Origin of the sequence: Paraburkholderia sp. BL9I2N2, assembly GCF_004339745.1 — a bacterium.
GTDB lineage: Bacteria > Pseudomonadota > Gammaproteobacteria > Burkholderiales > Burkholderiaceae > Paraburkholderia.
Genome location: NZ_SMGP01000001.1, coordinates 99,227 through 116,898, shown reverse-complemented (window position 1 = coordinate 116,898; position 17,672 = coordinate 99,227). Strand labels below are relative to the sequence as shown.

The following is a 17,672-nucleotide window of genomic DNA, read 5'->3' as shown; positions in this document are numbered from 1 at the left end:
AGTAGATTCCCCAGCACGGACAAGCGCCGCCGCGCGCGGCGGCGTCCTGCCTGCTGTCATGTCTTCGTCGAAACTCACACGACCACGTTCACGAGACGGCCCGGCACCACGACGACCTTTTTCGGCGCCTTGCCTTCGCTGAACTTCGCGACCATCTCGTGCGCGGCGGCGAGCTGCTCGATCGCTTCACGCGAGGCGTCTTTCGCCACCGTGAGCGCGCCGCGCACCTTGCCGTTCACCTGCAGCACGAGTTCGATCTCGGACTGCTCCAGCGCCTTCTCGTCGACCTTCGGCCACGGCGCGTCGAGCAGCGAGCCGAGTTCGTCGGCGTAACCGAGTTCCTGCCACAGCTGGAACGTGAGGTGCGGCACGACCGGATACAGCACGCGCAGCATCACGCTATACGTTTCGCGCAGCACGGCCGGGCGGGCGCCCTTCGCGCTGTCGAGCGCGTTGAGCATCTTCATGGCGGCCGACACCACCGTGTTGTACTGCAAACGCTGGTAGTCGAAGTCGGCCTGCTTCAGCACGCTGTAGATCTCGCGGCGCAGCGCCTTTTCGACGTCGTTGAGTTGAGCGGCGTCGAACGTGCCGCCCTGGCGTAACGCAGCTTCGTTCGTCTGACTGAAGTTCCACACGCGGCGCAGGAAGCGGCTCGCGCCTTCCACGCCCGAGCCGGACCATTCGAGCGACTGCTCGGGCGGCGCGGCGAACATCACGAACAGACGCGCGGTGTCCGCGCCGTGCTGATCGATCAGCAATTGCGGATCGACGCCGTTGTTCTTCGACTTCGACATTTTCTCGACGCCGCCGAGCACCACCGGCTGGCCGTCCGCATTCAGGAGGGCGCCGACCGGGCGGCCCTTGTCGTCGAACGAAACGGTCACGTCGGCCGGGTTGTACCAGGTCTTCTTGCCCGCTTCGTTTTCACGGTAGTAGGTTTCGTTGAGCACCATGCCCTGCGTCAGCAGATTTTTGGCCGGCTCGCCGAACTTGACCAGACCGAGATCGCGCATCACCTTCGCCCAGAACCGCGAGTACAAGAGGTGCAGAATCGCGTGCTCGATGCCGCCGATGTACTGGTCCATCGGCGCCCAGTAGTCGGTGCGCTCGTCGACCATGGTCTTCGCATCCGGCGACGCGTAGCGGTAGAAGTACCACGACGAATCGACGAAGGTGTCCATGGTGTCGGTTTCGCGCTTGGCGGCGCCGCCGCAGGTCGGGCAGGTGCAGTTCACGAACGCTTCGGACTTGGCGAGCGGATTGCCCGTGCCGTCCGGCACGAGGTCTTCCGGCAGCACCACCGGCAGATCTTTTTCCGGCACCGGCACGTCGCCGCACGTCGGGCAATGGATGATCGGAATCGGCGTGCCCCAATAGCGCTGACGCGACACGCCCCAGTCACGCAGACGCCACGTGATCTGCTTGTCGCCGAGACCGAGTTCCTTCAAATCCGCGGCGATCTGGTCCACCGCTGCCTCATAGCCGAGGCCGTCGTACTTGCCGCTGTTGATCAGCGTGCCCGTTTTGTCGCCATACCATTCTTGCCAGGCGTCGGTCGAGTATTCCTTGCCTTGAACGGCGACCACCTGCTTGATCGGCAGATCGTATTTCTTCACGAAGGCGAAGTCGCGCTCGTCGTGCGCCGGCACGCCCATCACGGCGCCTTCGCCGTAGCTCATCAGCACGTAGTTGCCGATCCACACTTCGACCTGTTCCTGCGTCAGCGGATGCGTGACGTAGAAGCCGGTGGCCATGCCCTTCTTTTCCATGGTCGCGACGTCGGCTTCAGCAACGCCGCCGCGCTTGCATTCCTCGATGAAAGCCTGCAACTCCGGCTTGTCTTTCGCGAGGCGCGTGGCGAGCGGATGCTCAGCGGCGATCGCGCAGAAGGTGACGCCCATGATCGTGTCGGCGCGCGTGGTGAACACGCGCAGCAGCTTCTGTTCGCCGTCGATCTCGTACGGGAAGCCGAAGTTCACGCCGAAACTCTTGCCGATCCAGTTCTGCTGCATGATCTTGACGCGCTCGGGCCAGCCGAGGCCTTCGAGGTCGTTCAGCAGTTCGTCCGCGTACTGCGTGATGCGCATGTAGTACATCGGGATTTCGCGCTTTTCGACCAGCGCGCCCGAACGCCAGCCGCGGCCGTCGATCACCTGCTCGTTGGCGAGCACGGTCTGATCGACCGGATCCCAGTTGACTGTGCCGGTTTTCTTGTACGCGATGCCCTTTTCAAGCATCTTCAGGAACAGCCACTGGTTCCACTTGTAGTAGTCCGGGCTGCAGGTGGCGACTTCACGCGACCAGTCGATTGCGAGGCCCATCGACTGCATCTGCTTCTTCATGTAAGCGATGTTGTCGTAGGTCCACTTGGCCGGCGGCACGTTGTTGGCCATCGCGGCGTTTTCCGCCGGCATGCCGAACGCGTCCCAACCCATCGGCATCAGCACGTTGTAGCCGTTCATCCGCAGATAGCGGTACATCACGTCGTTGATCGTGTAGTTGCGCACGTGACCCATGTGCAGCTTGCCCGACGGGTACGGCAGCATCGAGACGCAATAGAACTTGGGCTTGTCGGTGACTTCCGTCGACTTGTACGCGTCGATGGCGCGCCATTGCCCTTGCGCGGCGGATTCGACGTCGGAGGGAACGTATTTTTCGTGCATGGTGTGATGGGATCGCTGGGTCGGTGCTTTCGCACCGGCCGCTTTGGTGCTCTGCTGGATGAAATGGCGTCGTTTCCCCTTCGGCGGGGGAAAGGGCTGATTATACCGTCCGCGGACGGGTACGCCGCGCGGCGTGCCGCATGGGTTTGACCGCGTCGCGCGGGAGCGAGCCCGCGGATTCGCAGTCCCGGCGAGATGGCGTGTCGAACTGCCCCTCCTCGCGGACCGCGGCAACGGCGCTATGGCGCCTTTGAAGTCGCGGCTGCCGGCGGCGGCGGGTCCGTCACGAAACCGATCCGCTCGAGCCCGCTCTGCTGCGCCGCGCCCATGACCTGCGCGATCACCTCGTAGCGCGTGGAGCGCTCGGCGCGTAGCTGGATCTCCGGCTGGCCGCTCTGCTTGCCCGCTTGCGCGAAGCGCGCGCGCATCTGCTCGAGCGTGATCACACTGCCGTCCCAGTACAGCTTGCCGGCGGCGTCGATGGAAAGGGAAATGGTTTGCGGCGTCTGGCGCGCGGGCGCGGCCGCGACTCTCGGCAAATCGAGCCGGATCGCGTGCGTGAATAAAGGCGCGGTAATGATAAAAATCACCAGCAGCACCAGCATCACGTCGATCAGCGGCGTCATGTTGATCTCGGCCATGGGCGCGGCCGTCTGCTTTTTCTCGAGTCCGCCGAATGCCATATCGCCTCCTTCTGTCCGAGCGGCGCGCTTAGTGAGTCGAGGCCTGCTGAGCCCGCGCCGGCGCCTGTGTGTGACCCTGCTCCGCCGGCGCGCAGACGTAGGCGTGCAGGTCGTGCGCGAAGCCGTCGAGGTCTTCCGTCAACTGCCGCACCATCCGCCCGAGCACGTTGTAGGCGAGCACGGCCGGAATCGCGACCACGAGGCCGAATGCGGTCATGATGAGCGCCTCGCCGACCGGCCCGGCGACGTTTTCAATCTGCGCCTGACCGCTCGCCGCAATGCTGCCGAGCGCGTGATAGATGCCCCACACGGTGCCGAGCAGGCCGACGAATGGCGCCGTGCTGCCCACCGAGGCCAGCAGCACCTGACCGAATTCGAGCCGTCGCTGCGACGCGTTGAGCGCCTGACGCAGCGCCCGCAACACCCGCTCGCCGCGTTCGACGCGCGCGAGCAGCGCGCCCGGAATATCCACTTCAGACGCATGCAGCGCCGCTTCCGCCAGCGGCGTGAAGACGCGCTCGCGGTCCGCGCGCTTTAACGCCGCGACGCCTTCGGCCAGCGTCGGCGCCTGCCAGAACTGGGCAAGCGCGCGCGGCGCCTGACGTTTGGCGCGCGTGAGGATCCAGCTTTTGACGATCAGAAAGCACCAGCTCGCAATCGACATGGCCAGCAGCATATACGCGACGCCATGCGTGATCGCATCGCTGGTTTGCAGGTAATGGATGATGCCGCTGCTGCCTGCCATCTGACCTCGCCGTGGAGTAGTGATTTCAGGGGCGCGAACACGTGGAGCGATGCCCCTTCGGTTCGCTCAGGACGAGCTCAACGCAGACCGAGCACGTCCTGCATGTCGAAGAAGCCGGTTGCGTGGCCTTCGAGGAAACGCACAGCACGAAGCGCGCCTTGCGCGTACGACAGACGGCTCGCCGATTTGTGCGTGATTTCGATGCGCTCGCCGATGCCCGCGAACAGCACCGTATGGTCCCCGACGATATCGCCGCCGCGAATCGCCGAAAAACCTATCGTGGACGGGTCGCGCTCGCCGTTCACGCCTTCGCGGCTGTACACCGCGCAGTCGTCGAGATTGCGGCCGAGCGCATTGGCGATCACTTCGCCCATGGTCAACGCCGTGCCGGACGGCGCGTCGACCTTGTGACGATGATGCGCCTCGATGATTTCTATGTCGTAGCCGGTCGCGAAATGCTTGGCCGCGAATTCGAGCAGCTTCAGCGTGACGTTCACGCCCACGCTCATGTTCGACGAGAACATGATGGCGATCTTGTCCGCCGCGGCGCGCAGTTGCGCCTTCTGCTCGTTGTCGAAGCCGGTCGTGCCGATCACCATTTTCACGTTGTGACGCTGCGCCGCTTCGAGATGCATCAGCGTGCCTTCGGGGCGCGTGAAGTCGATCAGGTAGTCCGATTCGGCGAACACGCGCTCGACGTCGTCGGTCAGCACGACGCCTGTCTGTTTGCCCAGAAACGCGCCGGCGTCCTGACCGAGTTTCGGGGAGCCCGCGCGGTCGAGCGCGCCGGACAGCGTGGCGCCGGAATCGTTAAGGACTGTTTCGATGAGCATGCGGCCCATACGGCCCGATGCGCCAGCAATGGCAATTTTCATGGCTACGAGGGTTCGAAAGGCAAAACCCGGCAAAGGCGGGTAAAAGCGGCGGCGGGCAGCACACCCAGGCGCCGCGCATGACTGAAAAAACGAAGAACCGGACGAACGCTTTGCACGGTGCGGTTGCCCGCGCGCAGCGCCCGTCTTAAGACACGGACAGCGCGATTAGCCGCCCGTTCCCGAAGCCGGAGAAGAGGTCAGCGGCGCGTTGTGCGCCGGGCTGCTGTTGCTGCTCTGCGGGCCCGTCGGTCCAACCGGATTGCTGTTGTCCGTACCCGGATTTTGCGGCGGCGGCGGACGGTGGAACTGGAACTGCGGCTGACCCGCGGCCGTCGGGCCTTGCTGCGGGATGCCGCCGCCGTTGGCGGTCGGCGCGCTCGGCACGCTCGGACGCGCATTGGGCGACAACTGCACTGCATTGGTCGCACGATTGGCGGCTTGCGCGGCTTCCGCGTTGGCGTCCGTGGACGGGACACCCGCTGCGGCAGCGCCGGCCACGGACGGCGAAAGCACGGTGTCCGGCGTGGTCGGCACAGCTGCAGCCGCCGGCGCGCTCGCGCCGCTGGCACCGCTCGCCACGGCCGCTGCCGCCTTCTTCTTGCCGGACTTGTCGCCGTCGATTTCAGCCAGCAACTCGAGGTTGGACGGCAGATCGTCGCCGCCCGACCAGCTGGCGACGCGGTCGCCCGCGAATATGACCACGAAGTCGCGCTGCTGCACGACGTTAGTCGAGCCGCGCTTGAAATAGAACACGTAGTCCCAGCGATCGGCGTGGAACATGTCGGTCAGGAGCGGCGTGCCGAGCAGTTGCTTGACCTGCGCGCGGGACAAACCGACCTGCATCTGTGCTGCCGCTTCTTTCGAGACGAAATTGCCTTGCACCACTGTAATCCGGTACGGCGTGATGCTTTGGGCAACACGCTGCGTCAGGCTGTCGTAAGTGGAACATCCGGCAAGAACCGCGACAGTCGCAACAGCGATCAAGGTACCCCGCATGCGGCTCCCCCGGTAGATCAATTGAGATTTTGAAATCATTTCACTCACCGTGCGGGCCCGCTGACGGGCCGCGCGAGTTTCATTCCATCGAAGATGACCAGAACGGCAAAAACACATTACTATGAGAGCCCAGCATTGTACTCTAGGGATCCCTTGTCATGACCAATCCAACCGATCTCAAGAATATCGGGCTCAAGGCGACCCTTCCGCGCCTCAAAATCCTTGAGATTTTTCAGCACAGCCCGGTGCGCCACCTGACGGCCGAAGACGTGTACCGCAACCTGCTGCACGAAGAACTCGATATCGGTCTTGCAACCGTGTATCGCGTCCTAACGCAATTCGAGCAGGCGGGCCTGCTCTCGCGCAGCAATTTCGAGTCGGGTAAGGCGGTGTTCGAACTGAACGAAGGGTCACACCACGACCACCTCGTGTGCCTCGATTGCGGGCTCGTCGAAGAATTTTTCGACTCCGAAATCGAGAGCCGCCAGCAGTCCATCGCGAAAGAACGCGGCTTCAAGCTGCAAGAACACGCTTTGGCGCTGTACGGCGCCTGCACGAAGGAGAATTGCCCGCATCGCAAGCATTGATGCGGTGCCGGCCGCGCTGGGGTGCGCGGTCAGGTGGCCAAAAAAAGACCCGGCCGATGCCAATCGGCCGGGTCTTTTTTCGTCTGCGGCGTTGCTTTTGCGGGAAACGTTACGACCCTATTCCACCAGCTCGGCGCGGGCTTCGAACGTCAGCCGCCACGGCTCCGCCAATGGCAATTCGTCGCAATTAGGCTGCTCGCCGCCACGATCGACCACCACGAAATCGCTCACCCGATCGAGCGCGAGCAACGGGTGGTGCCAGACGGCTTTCGCGTAGTTCACGCCCTGCCACGCGTCGGTCCAGAAGGCGCGCATCTGCGCCGGATCGAACTCGCCAGCCGGCGCGACGACCACCAGGTAGCGGCCGGCGGTCAAGGGAATGAAAGCCTGGCTGCCGAGCGGATGCCGCTCCATCATCGTGATCTCGACCGGCAGCGCGCGCGGCTGCGCGCGAAACAGGTTGATCAGCGGCCGGCCGCCGTTCTCCGTCACATCGACACTGGCCAGGTCGTGATAGCGCTCGGTCGTGCCGCCGTTGATGGCGAAATGACGCGCGCCGTCCAACTCGATGACGTCGCCGAACGGCGCGAAAGCCGCGCGCGTGAGCCGTTCCATCTGCAATGTCTTCATCGACGACTCCGTTATGCGATTTCGCCCCACAGGCGCAGGCGCGACACGCCGCCGTCCGGAAAGATATTGAAACGAACATGCGTGACCGGGCCGAGCGACGCGAGGTCATCCGCGAAGGTGTGGACGTAGTCCATCTGCAGTTTCTGTTCGCCGAGCAGCACCGGCCAGAACATCGCCTGCGTGACGAGCGAATCGTCCGTGCCGCCCGTCACCGACGCGGCTTGCAGCGAGCAGCGGTCCGGGAAGTTGCCCTTGAAGTGCGCCGTATCCACTTCGATCTTGCGAATCACGCCCGGCCGCGCCAACGCGACGATCGCCCAATCGTTGCCCGGCTCGCGGCGGCGCCGGGTTTCCCAGCCGTCGCCCATGTTGACGCCGCGGCCGGGCATCAGCATCTGCGAAGCCGGCCCGAAGTGCTGGTTGTTCGCCGCGACCAGATAGGCGCCGTTTTCGATCGCCGCCAGATCCAGCAGCGTGCCGCGCTCCACGCGCTCCCAATCGCGCTTCGGCTGGCCGTACACGCGCAAACGCGCGAGGCCGCCGTCCGGGTACAGATTCACACGCAGATGGGTGAACGCGCGCGCGTCGTTCACGTCGACGTAGTGGTGCTGATTGCCCTGCAGCGTGGTGGCCGGTACGAGCGTTTGCCAGTCGGCGCTATCGGGCGGCACTTCGCCATCCACGTAGCAGGCGTCGATCGACGCCGCCGGCGGGAAGTTGCCGGTGAAGTGGCTCGTGTCCAGATCCACGCCGTGCACGACGCCCGGATGCGCGAGGCGGATCACGCAGGAGTCGTGGCCGGTGGTGCGCTTGCGGCGGGTTTCCCAGCCGTCCATCCACTTGCCGTGGTCGTCGTATTTGCCGGGGATGAACACCGCCGGCTGCGGCTCCAGCATGCGTTCTTTCGGCGCGAAGAATTCGTCGCTGGCGAAGAGCGCCTTCGCGCCCAGGCGCGGGTCGGCGAGATTCATGTAGCGACGGGTGAAAGCGGGAGCGTTGGGGTCGAGGATCGGATTGGCCATAGTCTCTAGTCTCGGTCAGGCAGCGAAAAAGTGAAGGAGGGCCGGCGTTCTTGGAATCTGCCGGCGCTGGAAGCGCGCTGCATTGGCGCGCGGATCTGGATACGGTTTCTCAGGTTCAGACGGCGTGAGCGTGTTCGCCGGCGGCAGGCTCGGCGTCGTCACCGGCCGGCACGAAGCGCAACGCCGCATCGCGGTTCAGTACGCGGTGGGCGCGCGCCCGGTCGATATCGTTTTCCCACACGGCGACCACCACCGTCGCCACGCAATTGCCGATCAGGTTGGTCAGCGCGCGGGCAATGCCGACGAACCAGTCGACCGGCAGGATCAGCACGAGGCCGAGCACGGGGATCGCCGGAATCGCGGACAGCGTGGCGGCCAGAATCACGATGGCCGAGCCGGGAATGCCGTGCGCGCCCTTCGACGTCACCAGCGACACCAGCACCACCACGATCAGGTCATGCATGGACAGCGGCGTGTTGGTGGCCTGCGCGATGAAGATAACCGCGAGAGTGAGATAGATGGAGAACCCGTCGAGATTGAACGAATAGCCGGTCGGAATGACGAGGCCGACGGTCGAATCTTTGACGCCCATCCATTCGAGCTTGCGCATGATCTGCGGCAGCACGGCGTCCGATGAAGCGGTGCCGAGCACGATCGACAGTTCTTCGCGCAGATAGCGAATCAGCTTGAAGATGCTGAAGCCGGCCAGACGCATGACGACGCCCAGCACGACGGCCACGAACACGAAGCAGCTCACGTAGAACACGAGCACCAGCATGCCGAGCTGCTTGAGCGATTCGACGCCGTACGTGCCGGTGGTAAACGCGATCGCCCCGAGCACGCCGAGCGGCGCGAGCTTGATGATGAAACCCATCACGCGGAAAAAACACTTGCGAGAGTTCGTCGATCAGGTTGCTCACCCGCTGCGCCTTATTGCCGAGCAGCGACAGCGCCGAGCCGAACAGCACCGAAAACACGAGAATCTGCAGGATGTCGCCGGTGGCGAACGCATTGATCGCCGTGTCGGGGATGATCTTCAGCAGAAAGCCGGCGGTGTCCTTGAGGCTCTTCGCATGCTCGGTGTAGGTCGAGAGCGAGGCGGGATCCAGCGAGTGCAGATCGATGTTCATGCCGACACCGGGGCGCGTGACATACGCCAGGATCGCGCCGATCACGAGCGCGATCGTCGTCATCACCTCGAAGTAGATCACGGCCTTCAGGCCGACCCGCCCCACTTTGCGCAAGTCGCCGGCATGCGCCATGCCACTGACCACAACACAAAAGACGATGGGCCCGATCACCATCTTGATCAGCTTGAGAAAGCCGTCGCCGAGCGGGCGTAGCGATTGGGCGAAATGCGGGAAGACGGCACCGATTACGATGCCCGCCACCAGCGCTATGACGACCCGGCCAAACAGCGAATTGAAAAATTTCAACACGGCTTCCTCCTGGTTGCGATTCACATCTGTTCAGACTGGTCCGACCAGTACTGTTATCTCGAATAGTAGGAAGCCGATATACTGACGTCAAGGATTCATAGAACAGTGTTTACCCGCTGTTTTTCAAGCGGTTTCGGGTCGGATCGGCAGCGGCGAGCGGCAAGCCGTACGAGCGTTCAGACCGCGTATTACAATACTGGTCAGACCGCGCTTTCAAGTGAGCCAACGATGAAAAACGTGCCGCATACCGTTACCGATGCCGCCATCGCGACCATCCGCGAACGGATCGAAGCGGGCGCCTATCCCGTGGGCAGTTTGCTGCCGGCCCAGCGTCAACTCTCCGAAGAACTCGCGATCAGCCGGGCGTCGTTGCGCGAAGCGCTCTCCACGCTCGAGGCGCTCGGTCTGCTGGTGATCAGGCCCGGCAAGGGTGTGTACGTGGAAAGCGCGCAGGCCTCGGCCGCGCAAGCGTGGCGCTTCGCGGAGCAGTCGTCGCTACCGGACACCTATCAGATGCGCTTCGCGCTGGAAGGTTTTATCGCGCGCATGGCGGCGCTGGCGGTCAGCGATTCCGACCTTGCCTGGTTCGAAGAGAACATCACAGCCATGCAAACGGCGCTCGCCTGCGACGAACTCGACGAAGCCGCTCGCCTCGACTACGACTTCCACATGCGGATCGTGAACATTGCCGGCAACGCGGCGATCGAATCGATTCTGAGCAGCAGTGCGGAGATCATGAAGGAAAGCCAGCGCATGCCGTTCTATCGGCGCGAACTGGTGCTGTCCACCTACAACGAGCATCGCGTGATTCTGGACGCGCTCAAGGCGCGCGATTCCGCCGCGGCCGGCAAAGCCATCGAGACGCATATCTCTAACGCCGCGCAGCGCGCCGGCGTCTATTTCCCGACGCCGCACGCGTAAAAAAAGCCGCTCCGAAGAGCGGCTTTTTTAATCCTGCCGCCGGCTCGAAGCCGGCATTGCAGGTCGAGGCACGAAGACTTACTTCGCGTTGGCGAGCGCCACAGCCGTGTCCAGCATGCGGTTCGAGAAGCCCCACTCGTTGTCGTACCAGCTCGACACCTTCACCAGACGGCCCGACACCTTGGTCAGCGTGGCGTCGAACGTCGACGAAGCCGGGTTGTGGTTGAAGTCGATCGACACCAGCGGTGCGTCGTTGTAGCCGAGGATGCCCTTCAGCGAACCTTCCGACGCTTCCTTCATGATCGCGTTGACTTCTTCGACCGTCGTGTCGCGTGCAGCGATGAACGACAGGTCGACGACCGACACGTTGATCGTCGGAACACGAATCGCGTAGCCGTCCAGCTTGCCGTTCAGTTCCGGCAGCACCAGACCGACCGCCGAAGCCGCGCCGGTCTTGGTCGGGATCTGGCTGTGCGTGGCCGAGCGCGCGCGGCGCAGGTCTTCGTGGTACACGTCCGTCAGAACCTGGTCGTTCGTGTACGCGTGGATCGTGGTCATCAGACCGTTCACCAGACCGATCTTGTCGTTCAGCGGCTTGACGAGCGGCGCGAGGCAGTTCGTCGTGCACGATGCGTTCGAAATCACCGTGTCCGAGGCCTTCAGCACGTTGTGGTTCACGCCGTAGACGATCGTGGCGTCGACGTCTTTACCGCCCGGCGCCGAGATGATCACCTTCTTCGCGCCGCCCTTGATGTGCGCGCTGGCCTTTTCCTTGGTCGTGAAAAAGCCCGTGCATTCCAGCACGACGTCGACGTTCAGCTCGCCCCACGGCAGTTCAGCCGGGTTGCGGTTGGCCAGTACGCGGATCTTGTCGCCGTTGACAATCAGGTAGTCGCCGTCCACCGACACTTCGCCCGGGAATTTGCCGTGCGCCGTGTCGTATTGCGTCAGGTGAGCGTTCGTCTTGGCATCGCCAAGATCGTTGATGGCGACGATTTCGATATCGTGCTTCTTGCCGTTTTCATAGAAGGCGCGCAGCGTGTTGCGGCCGATCCGGCCGTAGCCGTTGATTGCGACGCGAATCGTCATGGTCTATCTCCTGAGGGCTGAAAAAATACGTCCAGGTTCGTCTGACTGACCGCGTTGCCGCGCGTTCGCACGCAAGCGGCAACGCTTGATCGAAAATCAGCCGAGTGCGGCTTTTGCCGTCTCTACCACGTGCTCGACAGTGAAGCCGAAATGCTTGAACAGCACGCCCGCCGGGGCCGACTCGCCGAACGTGTCGATGCCGACCACGCCGCCTTCCAGACCCACGTACTTGCGCCAGAAATCCGTCACACCCGCTTCGATCGCGACACGGCGCACGCCATGCGGCAGCACGCGTTCGCGGTACTCGGCGTCCTGCTTGTCGAACACGGTGGTCGACGGCATGGACACGACGCGCGCCGCGATGCCTTCGCGCGCCAGCGGCTCGATCGCGTTCAGTGCCAGTTCGACTTCCGAGCCGGTGGCGATCAGGATGATCTTGCGCGCGACGATTTCGTCGTTCCAGTCGCGCAGCACGTAGCCGCCCTTCTCGATGTTCGCGATCTGCGCGTCGGTACGCTCCGAGAACGGCAGGTTCTGACGGCTGAAGATCAGGCACGACGGGCCGTGGTGTTCGACTGCGTGGGTCCAGGCCACCGCAGTCTCAACGGTATCAGCCGGGCGCCACACTTGCAGGTGCGGAATCAGACGCAAGCTTGCAACGTGTTCGATCGACTGGTGGGTCGGGCCGTCTTCGCCGAGACCGATCGAGTCGTGCGTGAACACGAAGATCGACGGCGCTTTCATCAGCGCGGCGACGCGCAGCGCGTTGCGGCTGTAATCCGAGAACGTCAGGAACGTGCCGCCGAACGCCTTGAAGCCGCCATGCAGCGCCATGCCATTAATCGCGGCGCTCATGCCGAATTCGCGCACGCCGTAGTTGACGTAGTTGCCGGCGGCGTGGCCTTCCGCGTTCACACGCACGGGCTTGGCAGCCTTCCAGTTGGTCAGGTTCGAGCCGGTCAGGTCGGCGGAGCCGCCGAGCAGTTCCGGCAGCACGGCCGACAAAGCTTCGATAGCCTGCTGCGATGCCTTGCGTGTCGCGACGGTTTCCGCGCGCTCGTTCGCGCCGGCGATGATCGCCTTGGCCTTTTCCTTCCAGTCGGCGGGCAATTGCTTCGCGTCGCGACGCTTGAATTCAGCGGCTTCCTGCGGGTATTTGGCTGCGTACGCGGCGAACGCCTTGTCCCACTCGGATTCGTTGCGTGCGCCGGCTTCTTTCGCGTCCCATGCTGCGTAGACTTCTTGCGGGATCACGAACGGTTCCCACTTCCAGCCGATCTTTTCGCGCGTGGCCGCGACTTCCTTGTCGCCGAGCGCCGCGCCGTGCGAATCGTGGCTGCCGGCCTTGTTCGGCGAGCCTTCGCCAATCACCGTCTTGCAGCAGATCAGCGTGGGCTTGTCGGATTGCTTGGCTTGCTTGATCGCCGCGTCCACTGCCTCGACGTCGTGGCCGACCACGTTCGGGATCACGTTCCAGCCATACGCTTCAAAGCGCTTCGGCGTGTCGTCGTGGAACCAGTGCACCACTTCGCCGTCGATCGAGATGCCGTTGTCGTCGTAGAACGCAATCAGCTTGTTCAGCTTCAGCACGCCCGCCAGCGAGCAGGCTTCGTGCGAGATGCCTTCCATCAGGCAGCCGTCGCCGACGAACACATACGTGTGGTGGTCGACGATCTTTGCGTCAGGCTTGTTGAATTCGGTCGCGAGCAGCGATTCCGCGAGCGCCATGCCGACCGCATTCGCCAGACCCTGGCCGAGCGGGCCGGTGGTCGTCTCGACGCCCGGCGTGATGCCGTATTCCGGGTGGCCCGGCGTCTTCGAATGCATCTGACGGAAGTTCTTCAGCTCGTCGATGGGCAGATCGTAGCCGGTGAGGTGCAGCAGCGAGTACAGCAGCATCGAGCCGTGACCGTTCGACAGCACGAAGCGGTCGCGATCGGCCCATTGCGGGTTTTTCGGGTTGTGACGCAGATGACGCGACCACAAAGCCACGCCGATTTCGGCCATGCCCATCGGCATGCCGGGGTGGCCGGAATTCGCTTTTTGGACGGCGTCCATGGACAACGCGCGGATTGCGTTGGCCATCAAGGAGGTGTGTGCGGGAGACGGGGTCGTCATGTCGAGTCCGGAGACAGAGTCAGAAAGCGGTGCGCGCTTGAGGCCCGGATGCTCGAATGCCGGTTCACTTCGGCGCACGATGCGGCGCCGGTAGACGCGAAACGGGCAGAGCAAACGGACAAGGCTGAAAGCGTGACATTCTAACAGATCGTTGCCCGCGCCCCGCTCCGAAAGCCGTCTGGCCGTGTGGCTCGACGCGCCCGCCGCGGCCACGCCGCGCTCCGGCCTTTACAATTGCACAACCAGAACCTACCGCGCTCCGGACGGAGCCCGCCATCCGTGAGCGCTCCGCTGCTGTTCCAACCGAGTCCCGACGCCGTCTACGGATTTCCGCACGCGAAACGGCTGGCGCGCGTCGATTCGCCATATCAGCGGATCGAGGTCTGGGACACGCCACAGCTCGGCCGGCTCTTCACACTCGACGGCCGTCCGATGACGTCCACCGGCGACGAGTTCATCTATCACGAATGCATGGTGCATCCGGCCGCGCTGGCGCATCCGGCGCCGCGCGCAGCGCTGGTGCTGGGCGGCGGCGACGGCGGCGCGGCGCGGCAATTGCTGAAGCACGCGGGCATCAAACGGATTGTGGTGGCGGAGCTGGACGCGCAAGTCGTACGTCTGACGCGCGAGTATTTGCCCGAGGTGCACGGCGGCGCATTCGACGATCCGCGCGTCGAACTGGTGATCGGCGACGCTGCGCAGTACGTCGAGGCCGCCGCGCGGGCACAGTTCGATCTCGTGGTGTTCGACCTGACTCCGCCGGATTCACCCGCCGCCGGTCTTTACACGCAAGCGTTCTATCAGCAGCTCAAGCGGGTCATGAGCCCGACTGCCGCACTCTCCGTGCACCTCGGCTCGCCGTATTTCCATGCCGAACGCGTCGCGCGCCTGCTCGATGATCTGCGCGCGACATTCGTGGTCGTCCGCACCATGAGCACTTTCGTACCGCTGTACGGCTCGCTCTGGATGATGGCGACCGCCAGCGACAAGCTCGACCCCGCCGCACTCACCGTCGATACGCTCACTGAACGCCTCGCCGCGCGCGGAATCGACACCCTGATGCATTACAACGCGGTCATGCACGCCGGACTGTTCTCGGCATCCAGTTCAGTGCGCGATAAACTAAGTCAATTCTTAAAGCCAGCAAGCTAACGCGTGGGCAAAATGCACGACTCCGTCGGATTGCGCTATGGGCGCATCGATATGCAAACTTCCGCCTGGACTCGCAGCATGTGCCCCGCCAACCTCATGATCCGGAGAATCCCATGACCGCCTCCCGCCCAGCCGGTGTGCCCTGGTTGACCCCCTATCTGACGGTGCGCGACGCAAGTGCCGCGTCCGCGTTCTTCTCAGCGGCGTTCGGCTTCGAAGTGCGTGACAGTGTCCAGGACGACGGTGTCGTCATGCATGTCGAGATGACCTATCAAGGCCAGTTAATCGTAATGTTCGCTCCGGAAGGCGCGTTCGGCTCGGCGGCGAAAACACCCAAAAGCGCGGGCGCGATCGCACCGCAATCGTTCTATGTCTATGTCGACGATGTCGACGCGATTTACGCGCGGGCGCTGGCCGCCGGTGCAAAATCGCTGAGCGAGCCACAGGATCAGTTCTGGGGCGACCGCTTCGCCCAGGTCGAAGATCTGGACGGCTACCGCTGGGCGCTCGCTCGCCACCTTTCGTGAACCAATGAGTATTTTTCTGATGCCACGCTTTTTCGTCGATAAGCCTCTCCAGCCCGACGACGTCATGCCGCTTCCCGATGACGTCGTTCGGCATGTGCTCGTGCTGCGTCTGCAGCCAGGCGATTCGATCGTCCTTTTCAACGGCGAAGGCGGCGAATACAGCGCTGAACTCGTCGAAGTCGAAAGGCGCTCGGCCATGGTAAAAATCCGCGAATTCCGCAATATCGAAGTCGAGGCGCCGTATCGGCTCACGCTCGCGCAGGGCATTGCCGGTGGCGACAAGATGGACTGGCTGATCGAGAAAGCCGTCGAACTGGGCGCGTCCAGCTTCGTGCCGTTGACCACTACGCGCAGCGTCGTGCGTCTGACCGGCGAACGCGCGCAGCGGCGGCATGCGCACTGGCAGGGCATCGTGCGGGCGTCGTGCGAGCAGTGCGGGCGCAATCGCCTGCCGGAAGTGATGCCGGTGCGCGAAATCGCCACGTGGCTCGGTACCATGCCGCGTACGCCCGAGGAAGGCGACTTGCGCATTCTGCTTTCTCCGCGCGCCAGCATCAGCTTTTCCGCCCTGCCCGCCGAGCCGCCGAAAGGACGCGTGACGGTGCTGGTGGGCCCGGAAGGCGGGTTTTCCGCTACCGAGGAAGCGGCCGCTACCGATTACGGTTTCACCGCCGTCGGCCTCGGCCCGCGCGTGATGCGCACAGAAACTGCCGGCATCGCCGTTCTCTCGGCGCTGGCGGCCGGCTGGGGCGGCTGGTAAGCCGCTTGCATGGCGCGCCGATCGCCTTGGATCGCCTTGGTGAAGGGCGGCAAGTCACGTCGACCGCAGCATCAAAAGCAAAAGGCCCGCCGATTGGCGGGCCTTTCTTCTGCTTAGCCTAAACAGGCAACGTTCAAGCAAAAGCTTAAGCAAACGAGTAAAACACCCGGAACGCCACCTTCCGCTCGGCCCAGAACTCCGCGGCCTCGCGGAACACGTCCAGCAGTGTCTCGCGGCCTTCCTTGTCGAACTTCTGCGCGACCGGCAACTGCTCGAGCACGATCACAAAGCCCGGCTGCGCACCCGCCTTCTGAACCAGATCGGTCAGGCAGTCGTACAGCGCGTCGTAATTCTTACCGAAATGTTTCGGAAACAGGAACGACGTCGCGATGGTTTCGAGCACTTCCTGTTTGGACTGCGCATTGGCGCAATACGCATAGAGAAAATGCTGGCCGAGCTGGTTGGCCTCGTCGGCGAGATCCTGCACGCGGAACGCGCGGATCGACTGTACGATGTTCGGTCGTACGGTCTTGAAAAGACTCATGGGCTCCTCGTTCGATGAAACCACAGTGCCTGCTTCGCTCTGGTTCTCGCGGCCCTGATCGCCGGCGCGCATCTGCATGACGCGTTGGAACAAATTGCCGTCGCCGGCCGCGAAAAGATCCGTCGCGACTCCGGAGTCGTGCGCGTAGACGTTGTCGCTCATGCCGTTCATCCCGATGTCATTCAACAATACGATTAAAACTGGTGTAGTGGTCGTCCGAGTAGTAACAATTGTCGGTTCGCTTCAGCGGACCTCCGCAGACGATGCGACGCGCCCCGCGATTACGTGAACGAGGCGTGGGAACGGTGTATTCGTGGTAATAGCCGCGCCGATGGGCCGGCAGCAACCGTTCGCGATTGCCGAATACGATGCCGTCCTTCTCATACGGGTAAGGCCCGCCCGCGGCAATCAAGTTCAATGTATTGACCGCTTCATGTGGCAACTGCGCTAGTGCGACGGTGCCCTGCAACTGCGCGTCCGCCTCGGCGGGTGCCGTGGAATCGCGCGCGAACGCGCCAGGCACGGGGCCGGATAAAGCGCACAGCGTAACAGCACCGATCAGCACGCCTTTCATGCGTTGCCACTTGCGTGCCATGTATCAAGGTTCCCCGCTGTTAGCTCACGAGTTTGACGACCATGAAAGTCGTAAGGGTATCGCTAATGGCCCCCGGAATCAACGTTCGCCGGGCGGCCGACATCCTCCGATCAGGCGCGAAAGGGCCACCGGCGCGGCTTTGACGACTTTTGACAGAATGTTTAGCTTAGTCAAGCTAAACTTAGCTCAACGGTGCGAATCGAGGGAAGGCAGGCAAGTGGGGAGCGGACGGCAGGCCGCTTTGCATGAGTCAGCAGACCTTGATTCCCCGTGGCAAGGGTCTTGAGCCCTTGAACGCTCTTGAAGGCGGAATCTTGTATGAC

Annotated in this window: 16 protein-coding genes and 1 pseudogene; 5 read left to right on the top strand and 12 right to left on the bottom strand. The window is 63.3% G+C overall.

Annotation, left to right across the window (positions count from 1 at the left end; all coding sequences use genetic code 11):
- Nucleotides 1-74: 74 nt before the first annotated feature.
- The 5 genes from leuS to bamE all read right to left on the bottom strand — a co-directional run bounded on the left by leuS (nucleotide 75) and on the right by bamE (nucleotide 5,965).
- Nucleotides 75-2,666, bottom strand: a complete 2,592-nt coding sequence (gene leuS, locus B0G74_RS00550; RefSeq protein WP_132373073.1) for a leucine--tRNA ligase — start codon at nucleotides 2,664-2,666, stop codon at nucleotides 75-77.
- 239 nt (nucleotides 2,667-2,905) lie between these two features.
- Nucleotides 2,906-3,349, bottom strand: a complete 444-nt coding sequence (locus B0G74_RS00545) for a biopolymer transporter ExbD (protein WP_132373071.1) — start codon at nucleotides 3,347-3,349, stop codon at nucleotides 2,906-2,908.
- A gap of 28 nt (nucleotides 3,350-3,377) precedes the next feature.
- Complete coding sequence (locus tag B0G74_RS00540) at nucleotides 3,378-4,094, bottom strand: MotA/TolQ/ExbB proton channel family protein (protein WP_132373069.1); 717 nt, start codon at nucleotides 4,092-4,094, stop codon at nucleotides 3,378-3,380.
- A gap of 77 nt (nucleotides 4,095-4,171) precedes the next feature.
- The gene (dapB, locus tag B0G74_RS00535) at nucleotides 4,172-4,969 is read right to left on the bottom strand and encodes a 4-hydroxy-tetrahydrodipicolinate reductase (RefSeq protein WP_132373067.1); all 798 of its coding nucleotides are present in this window, start codon (nucleotides 4,967-4,969) and stop codon (nucleotides 4,172-4,174) included.
- A gap of 165 nt (nucleotides 4,970-5,134) precedes the next feature.
- The gene (gene bamE, locus B0G74_RS00530) at nucleotides 5,135-5,965 is read right to left on the bottom strand and encodes an outer membrane protein assembly factor BamE (RefSeq protein ID WP_132376807.1); all 831 of its coding nucleotides are present in this window, start codon (nucleotides 5,963-5,965) and stop codon (nucleotides 5,135-5,137) included.
- 158 nt (nucleotides 5,966-6,123) lie between these two features.
- Between bamE and fur the strand changes: the two genes are divergently transcribed.
- Nucleotides 6,124-6,552, top strand: a complete 429-nt coding sequence (gene fur, locus B0G74_RS00525) for a ferric iron uptake transcriptional regulator (RefSeq protein WP_012434340.1) — start codon at nucleotides 6,124-6,126, stop codon at nucleotides 6,550-6,552.
- A gap of 117 nt (nucleotides 6,553-6,669) precedes the next feature.
- On the opposite strand, the gene B0G74_RS00520 is transcribed toward fur, so the two are convergent.
- The 3 genes and pseudogenes from B0G74_RS00520 to B0G74_RS00510 form a co-directional block, all read right to left on the bottom strand.
- Complete coding sequence (locus B0G74_RS00520; RefSeq protein WP_132373065.1) at nucleotides 6,670-7,182, bottom strand: ureidoglycolate lyase; 513 nt, start codon at nucleotides 7,180-7,182, stop codon at nucleotides 6,670-6,672.
- 11 nt (nucleotides 7,183-7,193) lie between these two features.
- Nucleotides 7,194-8,204, bottom strand: coding sequence for an allantoicase (gene alc / locus B0G74_RS00515; protein ID WP_132373063.1), 1,011 nt, complete (start codon nucleotides 8,202-8,204; stop codon nucleotides 7,194-7,196).
- Between the two features lie 115 nt (nucleotides 8,205-8,319).
- A pseudogene (locus tag B0G74_RS00510) lies at nucleotides 8,320-9,643 on the bottom strand (C4-dicarboxylate transporter DctA).
- A 228-nt stretch (nucleotides 9,644-9,871) separates the two neighbouring features.
- Here B0G74_RS00510 and B0G74_RS00505 point away from each other — a divergent pair.
- A complete protein-coding gene (locus B0G74_RS00505) occupies nucleotides 9,872-10,564 on the top strand; it encodes a FadR/GntR family transcriptional regulator (protein ID WP_132373061.1) in 693 nt (230 codons plus the stop codon).
- A 78-nt stretch (nucleotides 10,565-10,642) separates the two neighbouring features.
- Here the strand turns inward: B0G74_RS00505 and gap are convergent, their stop codons facing one another.
- Complete coding sequence (gap, locus tag B0G74_RS00500; protein ID WP_132373059.1) at nucleotides 10,643-11,653, bottom strand: type I glyceraldehyde-3-phosphate dehydrogenase; 1,011 nt, start codon at nucleotides 11,651-11,653, stop codon at nucleotides 10,643-10,645.
- A gap of 96 nt (nucleotides 11,654-11,749) precedes the next feature.
- Nucleotides 11,750-13,771, bottom strand: coding sequence for a transketolase (gene tkt / locus B0G74_RS00495; protein ID WP_132373057.1), 2,022 nt, complete (start codon nucleotides 13,769-13,771; stop codon nucleotides 11,750-11,752).
- A 279-nt stretch (nucleotides 13,772-14,050) separates the two neighbouring features.
- On the opposite strand from tkt, the gene speE reads away from it, so the two are divergent.
- The 3 genes from speE (at nucleotide 14,051) to B0G74_RS00480 (ending at nucleotide 16,210) form a co-directional block, all read left to right on the top strand.
- Nucleotides 14,051-14,923, top strand: coding sequence for a polyamine aminopropyltransferase (gene speE, locus B0G74_RS00490; RefSeq protein WP_132373055.1), 873 nt, complete (start codon nucleotides 14,051-14,053; stop codon nucleotides 14,921-14,923).
- A gap of 113 nt (nucleotides 14,924-15,036) precedes the next feature.
- The gene (locus B0G74_RS00485; RefSeq protein WP_132373053.1) at nucleotides 15,037-15,450 is read left to right on the top strand and encodes a VOC family protein; all 414 of its coding nucleotides are present in this window, start codon (nucleotides 15,037-15,039) and stop codon (nucleotides 15,448-15,450) included.
- 19 nt (nucleotides 15,451-15,469) lie between these two features.
- The gene (locus B0G74_RS00480; RefSeq protein WP_132376806.1) at nucleotides 15,470-16,210 is read left to right on the top strand and encodes a 16S rRNA (uracil(1498)-N(3))-methyltransferase; all 741 of its coding nucleotides are present in this window, start codon (nucleotides 15,470-15,472) and stop codon (nucleotides 16,208-16,210) included.
- A gap of 145 nt (nucleotides 16,211-16,355) precedes the next feature.
- On the opposite strand, the gene B0G74_RS00475 is transcribed toward B0G74_RS00480, so the two are convergent.
- Both B0G74_RS00475 and B0G74_RS00470 read right to left on the bottom strand, forming a co-directional pair.
- Complete coding sequence (locus B0G74_RS00475; protein ID WP_132373051.1) at nucleotides 16,356-16,916, bottom strand: barstar family protein; 561 nt, start codon at nucleotides 16,914-16,916, stop codon at nucleotides 16,356-16,358.
- Between the two features lie 16 nt (nucleotides 16,917-16,932).
- Entirely contained in the window at nucleotides 16,933-17,349 is a 417-nt protein-coding gene (locus B0G74_RS00470) for a ribonuclease (RefSeq protein ID WP_132373049.1), read from the bottom strand.
- Nucleotides 17,350-17,672 lie beyond the last annotated feature (323 nt).

Excerpts from the sequence above, each read along its gene's own strand:
- dapB (WP_132373067.1), bottom strand. The coding sequence starts at position 4,969 with ATGAAAATTGCCATTGCTGGCGCATCGGGCCGTATGGGCCGCATGCTC.
- B0G74_RS00475 (WP_132373051.1), bottom strand. The coding sequence starts at position 16,916 with ATGAGCGACAACGTCTACGCGCACGACTCCGGAGTCGCGACGGATCTT.
- B0G74_RS00520 (WP_132373065.1), bottom strand. The coding sequence starts at position 7,182 with ATGAAGACATTGCAGATGGAACGGCTCACGCGCGCGGCTTTCGCGCCG.
- B0G74_RS00545 (WP_132373071.1), bottom strand. The coding sequence starts at position 3,349 with ATGGCATTCGGCGGACTCGAGAAAAAGCAGACGGCCGCGCCCATGGCC.
- leuS (WP_132373073.1), bottom strand. The coding sequence starts at position 2,666 with ATGCACGAAAAATACGTTCCCTCCGACGTCGAATCCGCCGCGCAAGGG.
- fur (WP_012434340.1), top strand. The coding sequence starts at position 6,124 with ATGACCAATCCAACCGATCTCAAGAATATCGGGCTCAAGGCGACCCTT.
- tkt (WP_132373057.1), bottom strand. The coding sequence starts at position 13,771 with ATGACGACCCCGTCTCCCGCACACACCTCCTTGATGGCCAACGCAATC.
- gap (WP_132373059.1), bottom strand. The coding sequence starts at position 11,653 with ATGACGATTCGCGTCGCAATCAACGGCTACGGCCGGATCGGCCGCAAC.
- B0G74_RS00480 (WP_132376806.1), top strand. The coding sequence starts at position 15,470 with ATGCCACGCTTTTTCGTCGATAAGCCTCTCCAGCCCGACGACGTCATG.
- B0G74_RS00470 (WP_132373049.1), bottom strand. The coding sequence starts at position 17,349 with ATGGCACGCAAGTGGCAACGCATGAAAGGCGTGCTGATCGGTGCTGTT.
- B0G74_RS00540 (WP_132373069.1), bottom strand. The coding sequence starts at position 4,094 with ATGGCAGGCAGCAGCGGCATCATCCATTACCTGCAAACCAGCGATGCG.
- B0G74_RS00485 (WP_132373053.1), top strand. The coding sequence starts at position 15,037 with ATGACCGCCTCCCGCCCAGCCGGTGTGCCCTGGTTGACCCCCTATCTG.
- B0G74_RS00505 (WP_132373061.1), top strand. The coding sequence starts at position 9,872 with ATGAAAAACGTGCCGCATACCGTTACCGATGCCGCCATCGCGACCATC.
- alc (WP_132373063.1), bottom strand. The coding sequence starts at position 8,204 with ATGGCCAATCCGATCCTCGACCCCAACGCTCCCGCTTTCACCCGTCGC.
- bamE (WP_132376807.1), bottom strand. The coding sequence starts at position 5,965 with ATGCGGGGTACCTTGATCGCTGTTGCGACTGTCGCGGTTCTTGCCGGA.